The 16,690-nt window shown below is 62.2% G+C and carries 16 protein-coding genes and 1 tRNA gene; 16 read left to right on the top strand and 1 reads right to left on the bottom strand.

The genetic code is table 11. From position 1 onward, the window contains the following. Positions 1-137: 137 nt before the first annotated feature. The 6 genes from ACTQYB_RS07660 (at position 138) to ACTQYB_RS07635 (ending at position 7,613) form a co-directional block, all read left to right on the top strand. On the top strand, positions 138-1,532 hold the full coding sequence (locus ACTQYB_RS07660; RefSeq protein ID WP_441482348.1) for a nucleoside hydrolase: 1,395 nt from the start codon (positions 138-140) through the stop codon (positions 1,530-1,532). 219 nt (positions 1,533-1,751) lie between these two features. Further along, positions 1,752-2,288: a GNAT family N-acetyltransferase gene (locus tag ACTQYB_RS07655; RefSeq protein WP_441482347.1), complete on the top strand. Its 537-nt coding sequence runs from the start codon at positions 1,752-1,754 to the stop codon at positions 2,286-2,288. Between the two features lie 17 nt (positions 2,289-2,305). Then, positions 2,306-2,461, top strand: coding sequence for a hypothetical protein (locus ACTQYB_RS07650; RefSeq protein ID WP_441482346.1), 156 nt, complete (start codon positions 2,306-2,308; stop codon positions 2,459-2,461). Then, positions 2,451-3,050: an aminoacyl-tRNA hydrolase gene (gene pth / locus ACTQYB_RS07645; RefSeq protein ID WP_033505403.1), complete on the top strand. Its 600-nt coding sequence runs from the start codon at positions 2,451-2,453 to the stop codon at positions 3,048-3,050. Before ACTQYB_RS07650 ends, pth begins: the two co-directional genes overlap by 11 nt. Next, positions 3,040-6,612: a transcription-repair coupling factor gene (gene mfd, locus ACTQYB_RS07640; protein ID WP_441482345.1), complete on the top strand. Its 3,573-nt coding sequence runs from the start codon at positions 3,040-3,042 to the stop codon at positions 6,610-6,612. Before pth ends, mfd begins: the two co-directional genes overlap by 11 nt. Positions 6,613-6,827: 215 nt before the next feature. Then, on the top strand, positions 6,828-7,613 hold the full coding sequence (locus ACTQYB_RS07635) for a hypothetical protein (RefSeq protein WP_168983817.1): 786 nt from the start codon (positions 6,828-6,830) through the stop codon (positions 7,611-7,613). Between the two features lie 104 nt (positions 7,614-7,717). On the opposite strand, the gene ACTQYB_RS07630 is transcribed toward ACTQYB_RS07635, so the two are convergent. Continuing rightward, complete coding sequence (locus tag ACTQYB_RS07630; protein ID WP_441482344.1) at positions 7,718-8,137, bottom strand: hypothetical protein; 420 nt, start codon at positions 8,135-8,137, stop codon at positions 7,718-7,720. A gap of 319 nt (positions 8,138-8,456) precedes the next feature. On the opposite strand from ACTQYB_RS07630, the gene eno reads away from it, so the two are divergent. From eno to ACTQYB_RS07580, 10 genes are all read left to right on the top strand, one after another. Then, on the top strand, positions 8,457-9,758 hold the full coding sequence (gene eno / locus ACTQYB_RS07625; protein ID WP_033493101.1) for a phosphopyruvate hydratase: 1,302 nt from the start codon (positions 8,457-8,459) through the stop codon (positions 9,756-9,758). Positions 9,759-9,864: 106 nt separating this feature from the next. Further along, entirely contained in the window at positions 9,865-10,470 is a 606-nt protein-coding gene (locus ACTQYB_RS07620) for an FtsB family cell division protein (RefSeq protein WP_101455011.1), read from the top strand. 155 nt (positions 10,471-10,625) lie between these two features. Then, positions 10,626-11,264: a DUF501 domain-containing protein gene (locus tag ACTQYB_RS07615; RefSeq protein WP_273302017.1), complete on the top strand. Its 639-nt coding sequence runs from the start codon at positions 10,626-10,628 to the stop codon at positions 11,262-11,264. A gap of 75 nt (positions 11,265-11,339) precedes the next feature. After that, complete coding sequence (locus tag ACTQYB_RS07610; RefSeq protein WP_044098457.1) at positions 11,340-12,371, top strand: Ppx/GppA phosphatase family protein; 1,032 nt, start codon at positions 11,340-11,342, stop codon at positions 12,369-12,371. A 95-nt stretch (positions 12,372-12,466) separates the two neighbouring features. Beyond that, a tRNA-Leu gene (locus ACTQYB_RS07605) sits at positions 12,467-12,547 on the top strand. A 291-nt stretch (positions 12,548-12,838) separates the two neighbouring features. Continuing rightward, a complete protein-coding gene (locus ACTQYB_RS07600; protein WP_441482343.1) occupies positions 12,839-13,039 on the top strand; it encodes a hypothetical protein in 201 nt (66 codons plus the stop codon). 126 nt (positions 13,040-13,165) lie between these two features. Further along, positions 13,166-13,732 carry a cadmium transporter gene (locus ACTQYB_RS07595; RefSeq protein WP_412150660.1) on the top strand — a complete coding sequence of 189 codons (567 nt, stop codon included), beginning with the start codon at positions 13,166-13,168 and terminating at the stop codon, positions 13,730-13,732. Between the two features lie 143 nt (positions 13,733-13,875). Next, positions 13,876-15,336, top strand: a complete 1,461-nt coding sequence (locus ACTQYB_RS07590; RefSeq protein ID WP_033505771.1) for an L-serine ammonia-lyase — start codon at positions 13,876-13,878, stop codon at positions 15,334-15,336. Positions 15,337-15,481: 145 nt separating this feature from the next. Further along, positions 15,482-15,889 carry an FKBP-type peptidyl-prolyl cis-trans isomerase gene (locus tag ACTQYB_RS07585; protein WP_015450374.1) on the top strand — a complete coding sequence of 136 codons (408 nt, stop codon included), beginning with the start codon at positions 15,482-15,484 and terminating at the stop codon, positions 15,887-15,889. 106 nt (positions 15,890-15,995) lie between these two features. Beyond that, on the top strand, positions 15,996-16,481 hold the full coding sequence (locus ACTQYB_RS07580; protein ID WP_029576346.1) for a GreA/GreB family elongation factor: 486 nt from the start codon (positions 15,996-15,998) through the stop codon (positions 16,479-16,481). Positions 16,482-16,690 lie beyond the last annotated feature (209 nt).

The following is a 16,690-nucleotide window of genomic DNA, read 5'->3' as shown; positions in this document are numbered from 1 at the left end:
ACGCCCCTGACGGCGCGTGTTGGCCGGATTGACCTATCCGTCGGTTGGAATTTGTCCAGCGCACGATATCATGGGGACTGACGCCATGTGATTCGTGCGGGCAGGATGCCCGCCGAACAGTCGAGGGAGAAAAGATCATGGATCCGCAGAACCAGACGGGTGACACTGGTGACGCCGCCGAGGCAGGGGCTGCCGGCGATTCGCAGGACATCACCGCGCCCATCATCTTGGACGCCGACACCGGCACCGATGACGCGCTCGCCATCGGCCTGCTGATGGCGTATGCGCCTGAGCGGCTGGTATCGGTCGTCGCCACGTACGGCAATGTCATCCAGTCGGTGGCTCAGCAGAACGCGCGTGACGTGCTCAACCTCCTTGGCGGTTCGAAGATTCCGGTGCTGGACGGGTGTCGTTGCCCTTCATGGGCGGAAGGATTCGCCGCGGACAAGGCCTGTGCCCATTTCCATGGAGACAACGGCATCGCCGACTTGAATATCGACGATTACGCGCGCATGGAGACCACGGCAGGCGGCACCGCGTCCGTGCTGTACAACGGCGCGGTCTACGACTTCTCCTCGAACAACATCGATTTCACCGCCGCCGGGACCGTCTCCGCCGGTATGTTCGGCGACGATCAGAAGGAAGCGAAGAAGAAGCATCGGCAGGCATCATGGCAGGACGAGGCGCTGTCAGTACAATCCGCCCAGCCTGACGTGCGGGCGAAACTGTCATCCCCGATTATTTCGATTGGCGGATATCTGCCCAAGCAACCCGTCGACACCTCGGGGCCGCAGCGTGGACGGAACACGCTTGGCACACTTGCCGACGAATATGGCAAGGTCGAGATGGAGATCATGCCGGGCGACACTGCGGGTGTCAAAGCGATTATCGACGGCGTGCATCAGTGGGGCAAGAACCTGACCGTGATTTCAACCGGCCCGCTGACCGACATCGCAGCCGCCATCACCCTCGCTCCCGATATCGCGCCCCAATTGCGGCTCGTGATGATGGGCGGGGCCCTGACCCAGCAGGGCAATTGCTTCGATATGGTCAGCGAAACCAATATCATGCAGGACCCCGAGTCCGCCGATCTGGTATTGCGCTCCCAGGCGGATGTGACGATGATCGGTCTGGATGTCACCCATCGGTGTCTGCTGCCGTCGGAGCTGACTGAGCCGTGGTCTCAGATCGATGACGGTGTCGGCAGGTTCTTCACCGATCTCGCCTCCTTCATGATCAAAGCGAACGAGGAAGCCGACCCAGCGTTCTCCGTCGGCGCGCCCATGCATGACCCACTCGCTGTAGCGGCCGCGCTTGATCCGACGCTTGTACAGACTTTCGACATCGCGCTGCGGGTGGATTTGGCGACCGGTGACCGCCAAGGTGTGCGCGGCCGTACCATCGGCGATATGACGCGTCTCAACGATCCGACGGCGTCGTGCACGCATGTGGCGATCGCCGTGGATTCCATGAGGTTCCTCAACATGTTCACCGGCGGCATTTCCGCGTTGTCCCAGCGTTTGGCGAAGTAACGGCGCTCAGTCGCGAATTGCAAGTCGCATGTCGTGCGGGTTGCGGGGCGCGTAGCGGTGCGTTGTCGGCAGCCCTGCGTCTCGGCGGTCATGCCGTCAAACAACCTTGCTGCCAAGTCGTTATGCCGTTATGCGGTCATGCCGTCATGATGGAATATCGTCGAACCGAATCCGGCGTCGGCGTCGGATACGACGGCATACGGGCATCAGGGAGGCAATGTGAACGGCGAACGGTCCGCTGAGCATCAACCGGTCACCATCCGCGACGCGCGGGAGAGCGACCTTCAGGCGATTACCGATATCTACAATCAAGCGGTGGTCGCCGGCGGTTCGACCGCCGATCTGGTGCCACGCACCCTCGAGCAGCGCAGGCAGTGGGTGGATTCGCACCAGCCGCGTGACCGCTACCCGGTGGTCGTGCTTGAAGATGCATCCGGGCGTGTCGTGGCCTTCGGGTCGCTGTCGAAATTCCATCCGCGCGAAGCGTACGACGGCGTGGTGGAACTCAGCTATTACGTCGATGAGCGGGCCCGCCACCGCGGGTACGGAACGGCTGTGGTCGCATGGCTGCTCGACGCGGCGCGTACGCGCGGTTACCGCATCGCGACCGCCCTGATTTTCGCGTCGAATGCGGGCTCAATCGCGCTGATGAACCATTTCAGGTTCGAACGGTACGGTTTTCTGCCCCGCGCATGTTTCGACGGCACGCGGTATCTTGATATGTCCTACTGGTGGTTGCCGCTGGACAACGACTGAAATACCAGGCGTCACGTATGTTCGGCCGTCGCGGATCGCAGGCTGGTGCCGTGCAGGCGAGTCAGCCGTGGCGGGTAGGATTGGCCATTCTGGTAGCGAATGATTGCATGATGAGCCGCGCCCGGTATGCGGCGGGCGGCGGCGATGAGGGAGAGGAACGGCATGGCGTCTGATTTCTGGCTGGTGGTAGGTTTGGGCAACCCGGGCAAGCAATACGAGGGCACCCGGCACAATATGGGATTCATGACGGCGGATGTCCTGGCCGAACGCTGGTCGGTGAACTTCAGTGACCATAAGGGCATCGCGATGCTCGGCAAGGGCGTAATGAACCTGCAAGGCAAGTCGATCAAGTTCTTCCTCGCCAAACCGCTCACATACATGAACGAATCGGGTACTGCGGTGGCATCCATCAGCTCCTACTATCAGATCCCGCCCGAGCATGTCGTGGTCATCCACGACGATATGGACCTTGAATTCGGTCGTATCAAAGTCAAGGCAGGTGGTTCCGCCGGCGGACACAACGGTATCAAGTCCATCGACCGTTCGCTCGGTACCAATGCGTACGCGCGTGTGCGGCTTGGAGTGGGGCATGCTCGTCGCGGCCCGAATGCGCATGACAACACCGTCAACTGGGTGTTGGGCGGATTCGGCCCGGACCAGCGCAAGCAGCTGCCTGAATTCCTCGCCGATGGTGCCGATGCCGCGGAAACCATTATCTTCTCTGGGCTGAGCCGCGCGCAGGAGCAGTTCAATGGCCGGTGAGCAACATACGCCCGCGGTTCCGCCTGTTGCGCCGACCGCCGGAGCACTTTCCGGACTGCTCGACCAGCTCGATCACGACCGGTCCTTCCATGATTTGTCGCACGGACTGGTTGACGTGCCTGCGAATGAGGGCAGCGAGCCGATGCTCAATGTGGAAGCCGTGCCCGGCATTCGTCCGGCTCTCGCAGCGGCGACCGCACAGCGCGTCCCGGTCGTTGTCATCGTGCCTTCGGGACGGGAATCGCAGGAAGCCGTTGAGGCGATTCGCAGCTGGTATGACGGCGATCCGCAGGATATCGCGGAACTTGAGGCCTGGGAGACGCTGCCGCATGAACGGCTCTCCCCGCGTGCGGACACGGTCGCTTCCCGCATGGCGGTATTCCGCCGTTTGACGCATCCGGAACCCGGGAACTCCCTGTTTGGACCGATCAAGGTGCTGGTCATGCCGGTGCGTTCGCTCATCCAGCCGGTCATCGCCGGGTTGGGCGATGTCGAACCGCTGGTTTTTACGGCGGGGGAGGAGCTTCCGCTCGACCAAGCCGCGGCCCGTCTTGTCGAGAACGCCTACACCCGCGTCGATCTGGTCATGGACCGCGGACAGTTCGCGGTGCGCGGCGGTATCCTCGACGTGTTCCCGCCGACCATCGCTCATCCGGTCCGCATCGAATTCTTCGGCGATGAAATCGACACCATCAAGGAGTTCCATGCCTCCGACCAGCGCACTTACGGCGATGGCCTACACACCGTCTGGGCGACGCCATGCCGAGAACTGCAACTGACGCAAGCGGTGCGTGACCGCGCGAAATCGCTCATCGGGCAGATTCCCAACGCCGAGGACATGCTCGCCTCCATCGCGGACGGCATCCCCGTGGAAGGCATGGAATCCCTGATGCCTGCGCTGATCGACAACATGGAGCCGGTGCAGCGCATGCTGCCCCAAGGTGCGGTCATCATGCTTTCCGACCCGGAACGGTTGCGCCGGGCGGCGGACGACCTGACGAAAACAGCCAACGAATTCCTCGCCGCCAGCTGGCATGTCGCCGCCAGCGGCCATGGGGCAGGCGCGCCGATCAGCTTCGACCAGGCGAGTTTCCTCGACTACGAGGAGACCGTCAGCTCGCTCGCCTATTCGCGCGATGAGGTGTGGAAACTCGCTGATTTCGGCGTGGACCCAGGCCTGCCGGGCAATGTGCGCATCGGCGCAAGCTCCCCGCAGGAATACCGTGGCGACGAGTCGAAAGCCGCCACCGGTATTGAAGGGCTGATTGACGCCGGATTCGTCGTGACCATCACCGCCGGAGCCCAAGGAACGCTCGCCAGACTCAAACGAGCTGTCAACGAGACCGGCATCACGCGCTTTGACGTATTGCGTTCGCGAGCCGTCGACGGGTTCGTGGACCGGGACGCGCGAATTGCCTTGCTCACCGAACGTGACCTGACCGGCCGTTCCAGCGCCGTCGGGCAAACCAAGACACCGAAGCGCCGGCGCAAGGCCATCGACCTGATGGAGCTCAAACCCGGCGATTACGTGGTTCATGAGCAGCATGGCATCGGGCGATACACCGGCATGCAGCAGCGCCAAATCGGCCCTGCCGGCGCGAAAACGACGAGGGAATACCTGGTTGTCGAATACGCGCCCAGTAAACGCAACGCCCCCGCCGACAAGCTGTACATTCCCACCGACCAGCTTGATCAGGTCAGCAAATACATCGGCTCGGACGCCCCCAAACTCAACAAACTCGGCGGCTCCGACTGGGCGCAGACCAAGGCGAAAGCCCGCAAGCATGTGCACGAGATCGCCCAGGACCTCGTACGCCTGTATTCGGCCCGCCAACGCACCAAAGGCTTCGCGTTCAGTCCGGACACCCCGTGGCAAAAGGAACTCGAGAACGCCTTCCCGTACCAGGAGACTCCCGACCAGCTGACCACCATCGACGAGGTCAAGGCCGATATGGAGAAACCGGTGCCGATGGACCGCCTGATCTGCGGCGATGTCGGCTTCGGCAAGACTGAGATTGCGGTACGAGCCGCCTTCAAAGCCATACAAGACGGCAAGCAGGTGGCCGTCCTCGTACCGACCACGCTGCTCGTGCAACAGCATTACGAGACGTTCACGGAACGTTACTCGGGCTTCCCGGTGGATGTCGCCGCGATGAGCCGCTTCCAAAGCCCCAAGGAAATCAAGCAGACCATCAAAGGTCTGGAAGACGGGTCGGTCGATGTCGTCATCGGCACGCACAAGCTGCTCAACCCGAAAATCAAGTTCAAGGATCTCGGGTTGTTGATCATCGACGAGGAGCAGCGGTTCGGCGTCGAGCATAAGGAAACGCTCAAAGCGCTGCGCACGAACGTCGACGTCCTGTCCCTGTCGGCGACGCCGATTCCACGCACCTTGGAAATGGCGGTGACCGGCATCCGCGAGATGTCCACGCTCGCCACCCCGCCCGAGGACCGTCTGCCCGTGCTCACGTATGTCGGCCCATACGAGGACGCGCAGGTCACGGCGGCCATCAGGCGCGAGCTGTTGCGCGGCGGCCAGGTGTTCTACGTGCATAACCGCGTCGATTCCATCAGTGCCACGGCAGACAAGATCCACCAGCTGGTGCCCGAGGCGAAAATCGGCGTCGCGCACGGCAAGATGGGAGAGAAACAACTCGACGCAATCATCCGCGATTTCTGGCATCGCGATATCGACGTGCTCGTATGCACGACAATCATCGAGACCGGGCTGGATATATCGAACGCGAACACGCTGATTGTCGACCATGCCGACCGTTTCGGATTAAGCCAGCTGCATCAGCTGCGTGGCCGTGTCGGCCGAGGACGGGAACGCGCGTACTCGTACTTCCTGTACGACCCGTCCAAGCCGATGACCCAGCAGTCGCACGACCGTCTCGCGACCATCGCGCAGAACACGTCGCTTGGGTCGGGCTTCGATGTGGCGATGAAGGATCTCGAGCTGCGTGGCACCGGCAATTTGCTGGGCGACGAGCAGAGCGGACATATCGAAGGCGTCGGTTTCGACCTGTACGTGCGCATGGTTTCGCAGGCGGTAGAAGAGTACAAGGAGCCCGAGCGCAAGGAATCGGTAGCCGTCAGCATCGATTTGCCGATCGAGGCGTCGATTCCGGTGGATTACATCGATTCCGACAAGCTGCGGCTTGAGGCGTATCGCAAGCTTGCCTCGGCGAGGAGCGAACAGGATCTCGACGATGTGCGAGACGAGCTGACCGACCGCTACGGCAAGCCTCCAGTAGAGCTGGATTCGCTGTTCGCCGTGGCCAGACTGCGAAACAAAGCGCGAGATCTTGGTATCACCGAAATCATCGCCCAGGGGCGGAACGTGCGTATTCGTGGGATTGAGCCGGCAGAATCCCTGATGATGCGATTGCAACGCATCTACCCGGGAGCCCAGTACCGGCCGCTCACCCGCACGTTGACGATTCCGGCGCCGTTCGCTGGCTCGCTTGGCTCGGGCCCCATGCCCGGCGACCAAGTGATTGCCTGGACCAACCAGCTGCTCGACGACCTGCAATGGAAGCCCCGGACGGCCGGCAAGTGATTGATCGGGCGAGCCCGGTGCGATTGGTTGAGCCTGTGGTGTGACTGGGCGGTTGCGTACTGACGTGATAGCAGGGGAAGATGCCCCTGAGCGTGTGGTACCGGCCTGTTGTGTGATTGGCCGGTCGCATCACGCCGCGGATAGCGGATGTTCATAGGAGCCGGCCGTCGCAGAACACCGCCGCTGTCGAAGCGTCGCGCGAAGCTGGAAGCGCCATGAAACACAACACGAAGAGCACCACGCCATCCATGAACGAATGGCGCAACGTCATCCCCGCGCTCACTCCGTGGGGCAAGAACCGCGTCAAACCAGAGGAAACCGTCAAGCATGCGCTGATCATGCCGGGCATCGGTTATACCGTCGATCGCCCGCTGCTGTACTGGGCGTCGCAGGCGCTCGCCGCCGAGGGCTGGTACGTTGACCGGCTCGCGCTCACTCTGACCGAAGACGTCGAATTCCCCGAAATGATTTCCTGCATGGAACGCGTCATCGACGTGTGGAAGGCGAAATCCGTCGCCCGCGCGACCATCGCCGCGCAACATGCGTCAGACAATCGCGACACAGACGATGCACAGGATTCCGCTGCTGACGCCGGTTCCAACGCTTCCGCCGATTCCAGCGTTTCCTCCCTCACCCCGGACTCCGCTCCGAAGCTGCTGGTAGTCACGAAATCCTTGTCCACGTTGTCCTTCCCGCATGCGGCAAGGGAAGGCCTGCATGTCGCGCTGCTGACCCCGGTACTCAACCCGCCGCCCTTCGACGTGCACAAGTCGGTGATCCCAGCTCCGCTGCCGGGTGCGGAGCGCGCGCCGAAACCGCTGATTTGCGCGGGAACCGCGGACCCGTATTTCGATGATGCCAAGGCGCATCTGCTCACCGAACGGGTGTGCACGTACCCGGACGCCAACCACTCCATCGAGGTTCCCGGCGATTGGTCGCGTTCGATCGACTATCTCAAAGACGTTACCGGGCGTATCGTCGAGTATTCGCGCACGATCTGATGATGGCAACCATGCCTGGGCCGGCGGCCGAACCCACTGCCGCCGGCACACGCCCGAGTGCAACCGGTTGTCGGTGATGGTCGCCGCGAACGGCTTCACTGGCATCACCGGGCATCATCGTGCAACGGAACCACCGCTTCAAGGCTGAAGCTTCCGTTGGCCTGATTCCACGTCATCGACCCGCCATGATGCTCGATCAGCCGGGCGTGCCCGCGCAATCCCAGCCGTGTTCCCGATTCGGCCGTGCCATCCGCGGAACCTTCCATGGCAGCTCGCGAAGAGCCGTTCGAAGAGCGGCTCGTAGTCACGCCCGGTACCGTGCGAACCTCGTCCACCCCTGATTTCCGGCCTTCTGATTCCTTCGGAGCACCGGCCCCGGATGCTACCGTGTTGCACAAAGCGATGGTCATATCGTCGCCTCGGCATCCGACACTGAGCGCGTACCCGCCATCACGGTCGCCGTACCGCAGGATGTTGACGACGAGTTCGTCGAGCAGGTCGCCGATGGCCCGAAGGCGCTGCATCTGGACAGTTGTGCAGCCGAGCGCGTCACACTGGTCCGGCAGGATGATGGGTCGATCCGCCCGATGCGCCACGACGACGCTGCCTCGGATCGTTCGCTCGGACGCTGCGAACCTGATGCGCAGTCGAGCGGCCTCATCCCGCAATGGGTCACAACCATGTGGATCGCCGCAGATCGGGATGTGAGCGGTGGTGCGTCATCATGAAGCGCACGTGCCGGCTGTGAACGCTCACAGGAAACAGTGAGTGAAATCGGCGATATCGTCCAACAATTCCACTATCCTTGACAGTGTCATCACAACCTGAGCAAAAGGAGTAGTTGTGGCAGCAATTGAAAGCGTATACGCGCGCGAAATCCTTGATTCCCGTGGCAACCCGACCGTCGAGGTCTATCTCGAGACCGAAGACGGCGCACAGGGCCGCGGCCTGGTTCCGTCCGGCGCCTCCACCGGTGCCGCAGAGGCTTGGGAGCGTCGCGATGGCGACAAGTCCCGTTACCAGGGCAAGGGCGTGCTCAACGCCGTCAAGGCCGTGAACGAAGTCATCGCTCCGAAGGTCATCGGCATGGATGCCGCCGATCAGCGTGCTCTTGACGACACGATGATCGAGCTCGACGGCACCCCGAACAAGGGCAAGCTCGGCGCCAACGCCATCCTCGGCGTGTCCCTCGCCGCGCTGTATGCATCCGCAGAGTCCGCGGACCTGCCGCTGTACCGCTACATCGGCGGCACCAACGGCCACATCCTGCCGGTTCCGAACATGAACATCATGAACGGCGGCGCTCACGCAGACTTCGCCACCGACATCCAGGAGTACATGATCTCCCCGTATGGCTTCGACACCTACCATGAGGCCCTGCGCGCCGGCGTCGAGGTGTACCACACCCTGAAGAACGAGCTGAAGAAGGACGGCCTGTCCACTGGTCTTGGCGACGAGGGCGGCTTCGCTCCGAAGATGAAGTCGAACCGCGATTCGCTCGACTACATCATGAAGGCCATCCAGGACGCCGGCTATGAGCCTGGCAAGCAGATCGGCATCTGCCTCGACGTGGCTTCCTCCGAGTTCTACGGCAAGGGCGAGGAAGGCAAGTATCACTTCGAAGGCGGCGAGCGTGACGCTGAGTACATGCTCGACTTCTACGAGCAGCTGATCAACGATTACCCGATCGTCTCCATCGAGGATCCGTTCCAGGAAGAAGGCTGGGACGACTGGGCGGCCATCACCAAGCGCCTGGGCGATCGCCTGCAGTTCGTCGGCGACGACCTGCTCGTGACCAACCCGGCTCGTCTGCAGAAGGCCATCGACATGGGTGCGGCGAACTCCCTGCTCGTCAAGCTCAACCAGATCGGCTCCGTCACCGAGACCCTCGACGCCATCGAGCTGGCCACCGCGAACGGCTACACCTCCATGGTGTCCCACCGCTCCGGTGAGACCTCCGACACCACCATCGCCGATCTCGCGGTCGCCAAGAACACCCGCCAGATCAAGACCGGTGCCCCGGCCCGTGGCGAGCGTATCGCCAAGTACAACCGCCTGCTGGAGATCGAGGACGAGCTCGGTTCCGAAGCCCAGTACGCCGGCTACAGCGCCTTCAAGGCCTGCAAGAAGTACATCGCCAAGTGAGCCTAGCCTCACCGGCAGTGTGCTGACGGCATGTCCCTAGACGTGCCGCGCATTACGCAATACCCGTCGTGTTCGCAAGTCGAATGCGGCGGGTATTTTCGTCAGTATGACAACCAGTTCGCGAAAACCGGCGCGTCAGCGCACTCAGCAGACCGCCAAGACACGCAGGAACAGCGGACCGGTCTCGTTCTTTATCGCGGTGATCATCGTGATCATCGGCCTGATGCAGCTGGTGTCAACTTTTCATGATTACGCGTTGAACCTCTCCGAACTCAATGGTTTGAAAAAGCAGGAAGCCACGCTCGAAGCGCAGAAGCAGGATTTGGAGAACGATATCGCTCGTTGGGACGACAAGGCGTATGTCACCGCTCAGGCGCGCGAACGTCTCGGATTCGTGTTCCCGGGGGAGGTTTCAGTCAGGGTCGAGCATCCCGAGGCGGTCACCGGTTCGACTACTTCGAAGAGCAGCGGCACCTCAAGCGCGCAGGATGAGCAGACGACGCTGCCGTGGTACAAGGAACTCGCTTACGCGTTCCAGCAGGCGGACACCCCGTCGAGATCCTCGTCATCGTCCTCGTCGTCATCGTCTCCGTCGAGCGGGAATGGCTCTTCTGGCAGCGAATCGGGTTCGACGCCAAGCTCGGGCTCAAGCGCCAGCTCTTCGCCTTCGGCGAGCGCATCCGATTCGTCTTCGCCGTCGGCATCCCAGTAAAGGGGGCCGACAGATGGCAGACCGGAAGCAGGGGCCAATCCCGCCGATGCCCGGACTTGCACGCCGCCGGCTCATGACAACACACCATGGACGTACTACGACATCACGAAACCACATCACAACCGCAACACACACCACAGGAGGAACATCATCCGATGACACCGGCGAGTGCAACCCCAACGCAACAGCTTGAGCGAGAGCAGCTTGAGCAGGAGGCTCGTGCGCTGCTTGACCGTCTCATGGCACAACCGCCGACAGCCAAGGACATCGCGACGGTTAACGTGCAGCTTGGACGATTTCCGCGCGGCATGGTCGCGGTCGGCGCTCGTTGCGTGTGCGGCCGTCCGCTGGCGGTGCTGACCCGGCCGTTGCTGCCTGGCGGCATCCCGTTCCCCACGACCTGCTACCTGACGAGCCCTGAAGCGGTCAAGGCGGTGTCCCATGTCGAAGCCACAGGCGTCATGAAACAACTCAACGAGCGGTTGGGTGAAGACGCCGAGCTGGACCAAGCCTACGCCCTCGCACACCAACGATATCTTGTCTTTCGGCACGAGCTCGCCGAACGGCTCGGCGACAGCGAGGAGCATATCGCGGGCATCAGCGCCGGCGGCATGCCCACTCGCGTCAAATGCCTCCATGCGCTGCTCGCCCAGACACTGGTCATGGGCCATGGCGCCAACCCGATCGGCGATATGACCCTTGAACGGATCCGCGACGAGTTCAGCCCCACGGTTTGCCGCTGCACCACGGTCGTCGACGACGAGCAGATCGAGCGATTGTCGCAGGAACGGTAGTCTCGTACGCGCGGGAACGCGCCGAAATCGCATCCGCCGACAGCGATACGTCGGCGCACAGGGAAAGGAAACAGTATGACACAGCTTGCATCGCAACTGCAGGGCGGCACGGGCAAGTCGGTGACGGTTGCCGGCATCGATTGCGGCACCAATTCCATCCGGCTGAAAATCTCGCGGGTCGACGCCAACGGGTATGAGGATATCGTCCCGCGCGTCCTGCGGGTCGTCCGGCTCGGGCAGGACGTGGACAAAACCCATCGTTTCGCCGATGAAGCGCTTAAACGCGTGTACGCGGCGGCGCGCGAATTCGCGCAGATCTTGGCCGAGCATCCGGTCGACGGGCTTCGCTTCGTTGCCACGTCCGCGACCCGTGACGCTGAGAATCGTGCGGAATTCGAAGACGAGATCCAGCACATTCTCGGCGTGCGGCCGGAAGTCATCCCCGGCACCGAAGAGGCGGCGTTGAGCTTCCTCGGAGCGACGAGCGTTGTCCCGCGCGGTGAGCTCGAGCCCCCGTATCTGGTGGTCGATTTGGGTGGCGGGTCTACTGAGCTGGTTCTCGGCGGGGGAGACGAACAGAGTGAAACCGATGTCCAGGCTGCATTCTCGATGAATATCGGCTCGGTGCGTATGACCGAACGTCACTTGCACACCGACCCGCCGACCCAGCAGGAAATCGACGAGGCCGTCGCCGATATCGACGAGCATATCGATGAAGCCTTCCGCACGGTCCCGGCAGGCAAGACCCGCACCATCATCGGCGTGTCGGGCACTGTGACCACGATGACCGCGCTCGCCATCGGGCTGAAGGAGTACGACCATTCCGCGGTTGACGGCAGACGACTTTCGCTCGAGGACGCGTATGCGGTCGATGACCGGTTCCTGCGGATGACGCGCGAGGAGCGCCGGGCGTACAAGACCATTCACCCGGGCAGAATCGATGTTGTCGGCGGCGGCGCGCTGGTGTGGAGCCGGGTGCTCGCCCGTGTCTCGCAGGCGGCGCTGGAGGACCACGACAAGGCCATCGATTCGTTCGTTGCGAGCGAACACGGGTTACTCGACGGCATCGTGCTCGATTACGGCCGCCGTCTGCTCGCCTCGCGCTGAACAGCGTGCCACCGCCGCCGATGCGTGGCGTGGCAAGACGCGAAACGCGTGTCTCAGCCGCGCCCGGTCCGCCTGCATGCTAGCATGGAACAGTTGCCCCCTTGGCGGAATTGGTAGACGCAGTGGACTTAAAATCCATCGCCATTGGCTTGCGGGTTCGAGTCCCGCAGGGGGCACGGATCAACGGAACCCGTCGGCAACGGCGGGTTCCTTGCGTTCCCGGCTTTGCTCACATTGACATGCTTGCGCTCGATGAAGCCGCGCGACATGACGTAGCAATAACGGCGGTTGTGCCATCATTCGGTTACGTGACAGGCAGATATGCCCGGCCTGAGGCTTCAAGCAAGAGATATCTGGCCGGTGTGCGACAGCAGGGTCGCATACGATGGTAGATTACCGTTCATAAGGCAATTTCGGCACGGCTACCGGCGTCTTGTGTGACACGATAGTCGCACAGAGGAGCGAATATGACTGAGCGATATCTGTCCGTTACTGAAGTGGCGCAGCCGCTCGGTATCAGCACGGCTGCAGTGAGTGCATATCGTCTGCCGGAGCCTGATGTCACAATCGACAGAACACGAGGCTGGAAGCGTCAAACCATCGAAACATGGAACGCTGCCCGACCCGGTAGAGGAGTCGGAGGAAGACGACCGCGTTCGAGGAGCTGAAACTGCCGCAACATCAGCAGTCAAGACAAGTCAAGCACAGTCAAGAACAACCAAACACCATAGAGCGAGAGCAAGCAACATCAAACCATGCCACCCGCTCAGAACAGATACATGCAAAGGAACATCATGGTCAAGCAGACGAACACTCCAACCCGCGACGGCAACCGCCGAGTCCCAGTCATCTTCGCCCAGGCTGTCATCGTGGCGCTGGCGCTGTGCCTGGGAGAGATACTCTGCGCGCCGCTGTACACCGGCATGTCCTACCATTCGTTGGCGCTCGTACCATGGTCCGCGATCGCCGGGCTGCTGTCGGTCGTGTTCGCCTATACGGTCGGATTCGCGGCGTTGTGGGCGGCAGGCAAAGTCTCGAAGAAAGCGCCGCAGGCGTGGCGTCCGGTGATTGCCGCCCTCTTCGGCCTCGTGCTGTTTGGCGTGTGGGGGTATTTCGTGTTCGCCGCCGTACTGAACTCAATCATCGTCCCGCTCGGCCATGCCGCGTTGGCGGGGGCACAGCTGGGATCCATCGCATTCAATTGCGCCGCCGTAGGACTGGCGTCATTCTTCTGCGCATCCGCTTTCGGCGAACGCCTCGCCACATTGCGCACCTGGGTGTGGGGCCTGTTTGCCTGCACCATATTGTTCGCAGCGTTCGGCGTGTTTTTCGTCGTACATATGGCCGCGCTACTCTATTGAGCGAATATACGGGTTGAGTCCGCCCAGCAACCCCGCTTGACGGATCGACCTGACCGTCGACGGACTCCCGTCGGCGGGTGGTGTGCAAAGACGCAGATGCGGATGCCTACCCGCATTGCGATATCGAATTCGGAGGTGACGGCTTGTTCAGCGTGCTTGACATGTTCTCCATCGGAGTGGGCCCAAGTTCATCGCACACGGTCGGCCCTATGAAGGCCGCATGCCGATTCGCCCGTTCGCTGCGTGGTTCGGGAATCCTGCACCAGGTCGCCCGCGTCAGGACGGTCCTGTACGGTTCGCTGTCCTTGACCGGCCTCGGCCACGGAACTGACCGCGCAATCATCGCCGGGCTTGAAGGCAGCATGCCCGATACGGTCGACACCGCGCATCTGCTCCACGCCCGTGAGGAATGCGCTCGCAGCCGGCGTCTTGACCTGCCCGGCGGCAGGCGCATCGTTTTCGATCCGGACAGTGACATTGTCTTCGAAAAGTGGCAGCGTCTCGCCGCGCATCCCAACGGTATGCGATTCCAAGCATTCGACGGGGAAGGCAATCTGCTGGACGAACAGGTGTGGTATTCGATCGGCGGCGGATTCATCGCACAAGGCAGTCCGGAAGACACGCTGATCGGTATTCATGATCGTCCGCCTGAACACACGGCATTCGCCGATGCGGATGAACAAGAGGCCACCAGATTCCCGGACAAGGCCCCATACCATTTCGACACCTGCACCGAGCTGGTGACTTTGTGCCAGCGGGAGCATAAACGGATTTCCGACATTATCTGGGCGAACGAAACCGCCGTACGCCCGGCTGCCGATGTGCGCGCCAGACTGCTTGCCGTCTGGGAAGCTATGGGGCAGTGTGTGCAAGCCGGATGCAGCAGTGACGAGCCGGTGTTGCCCGGCGGTCTTGACGTGCCCCGTCGCGCAGCCGGCATGTACCGACTGCTGATGTCCACAGGCGATGTGCTGCGGCGCAGCCACCATCGCATCGATGTCGTCTTGGAATCCTCGGATGCGGCATGGGTGAACCTCTTCGCGCTCGCTGTCAGCGAAGAAAACGCCGGCGGCGGCAGAGTGGTCACCGCACCGACCAACGGGTCCGCAGGCATCATCCCCGCAGTGTTGGAGTATTACTGGCATTTCGTCGATGGCGCCGACGAGGACGGCGTCGTCCGCTTCCTGCTCACTGCAGGGGCGATTGGGTATCTGTTCAAACGCAACGCGTCGATTTCGGGCGCCGAAGTCGGCTGCCAAGGTGAGGTCGGCTCAGCGTGTTCGATGGCCGCCGCGGGATTATGCGAGGTAATCGGCGGGACCGTCCAGCAGGTAGAGAACGCCGCGGAAATCGGCATTGAACATAATCTCGGCCTGACCTGCGACCCGGTTCGCGGATTGGTACAGATTCCCTGCATTGAGCGCAACGCCGTGGCAGCGAATACGGCAATCAACGCGGTTCGTATCGCCATGCTCGGCAATGGCTCGCATATCGTTACCCTTGACCAGGCGATCCGCACGATGAAGCAGACCGGCGAGGACATGATGGCCAAATACAAGGAAACTGCAAAAGGCGGGCTTGCGGTGAATGTCGTCGAATGCTGACCAGTGAACCTCGTACCGGCGGTCATGCCCTGCGAAGCGTCACGAAGCGTGCTAATCTAAGTGACATTGTTTCAGTGGCATTACGCCGGCTACCTGTGTCAAACGGGGTGGCGGAATGCACAGATACGTCATCAAGGAGGCAAGCATGGTCAGCAACATGCCCGAGGTCAACGCTGAGTTCGGCGCCACACCGGCAATCGCTTTTCCGACGGATAAACCGCCGGTCGGGCTCAAGTCAATCGAAATCGTGGAAGGCGACGGCCCGATGGTCCGCCGTGGCGACACGGTGACGGTCAATTATCACGGTGTGGTCTGGGGCAAGGACACCCCGTTCGACTCGAGTTTTGAGCGCCATCAGCCGGCGAGTTTCGGCATCGGCGTCGGCCAGGTGATTCGCGGATGGGATATGACGGTTCCCGGCCACAATGTCGGTTCCCGTCTCGTGGTGTCGATTCCGCCGTCCTACGGGTATGGCTCGCAGGGTGTTCCGCAGGCGGGCATCGGGGGAGAGGACACCCTCGTGTTCGTCATCGACATCATCTCGACGCGCTGACACGCATCCTTTTCAGGCGCCGGTGGTCGCCGGCGCTTTTTCATGACATGGCCGCCTCACGCACGTGTTCGCGGGCGGCGCGATCCATCAAGGTCAGGAGGTAACAATGGCCGAGGAAGAGAAGACGATCCTGCTCACGCAGGAAGCATATGACAAGATGAAGCAGGAACTCGAGTACCGCGAGGGCCAGTATCGTGACGAAATCACCGAACGTATCGCCGCGGCGCGCGCGGAAGGCGATTTGTCCGAAAACGGCGGATACCAGGCTGCTCGCGAGGAGCAGGGCAAGAACGAGGGCCGCATCAACGAGCTGACCGTCAAGCTGCGCAATGCGAAGATTCTTCAGGCCCCGAAGGCGGGTACGGTCGGCAATGGCTCAGTGGTGACGCTCGAGCTCGCAGGCAAGGAAATGACGTATGTGCTCGGCTCCCGTGATATCGCGGTGGCTACCGATTACGACGTCATCAGCCCGGAATCGCCGATTGGTGCTGCGATCATGGGCGCCAAAGCCGGTGACACGGTGTCGTACGCGACGCCGACGGGACGTCAGATTTCCGTGACGATCAAGAAGGCGGAGCCGCTGAAGGCTTGAGATTTCGGGCGTGCCGCCCGGCAGGTGTCACGCCCCTTGTTCCGCTGCGTTGAATGCGGATGGAAGTGAATATGGTTGTGGGGGGGGGGGGGGGGGGGGGGGGGGGGGGGGGGGGCGGCGGGGGGGGGGGGGGGGGGGGGGGGGGGGGGGGGGGGGGGGGGGGGGGGGGGGGGGGGGGGGGGGGGGGGGGGGGGGGGGGGGGGGGGGGG

This window comes from Bifidobacterium sp. LCP19S3_E9, from assembly GCF_052121135.1.
Taxonomy (GTDB): domain Bacteria; phylum Actinomycetota; class Actinomycetes; order Actinomycetales; family Bifidobacteriaceae; genus Bifidobacterium; species Bifidobacterium thermacidophilum.
The sequence above is the reverse complement of the archived record's forward strand: the minus strand, read 5'-3'. Positions and strand labels throughout refer to the sequence as shown.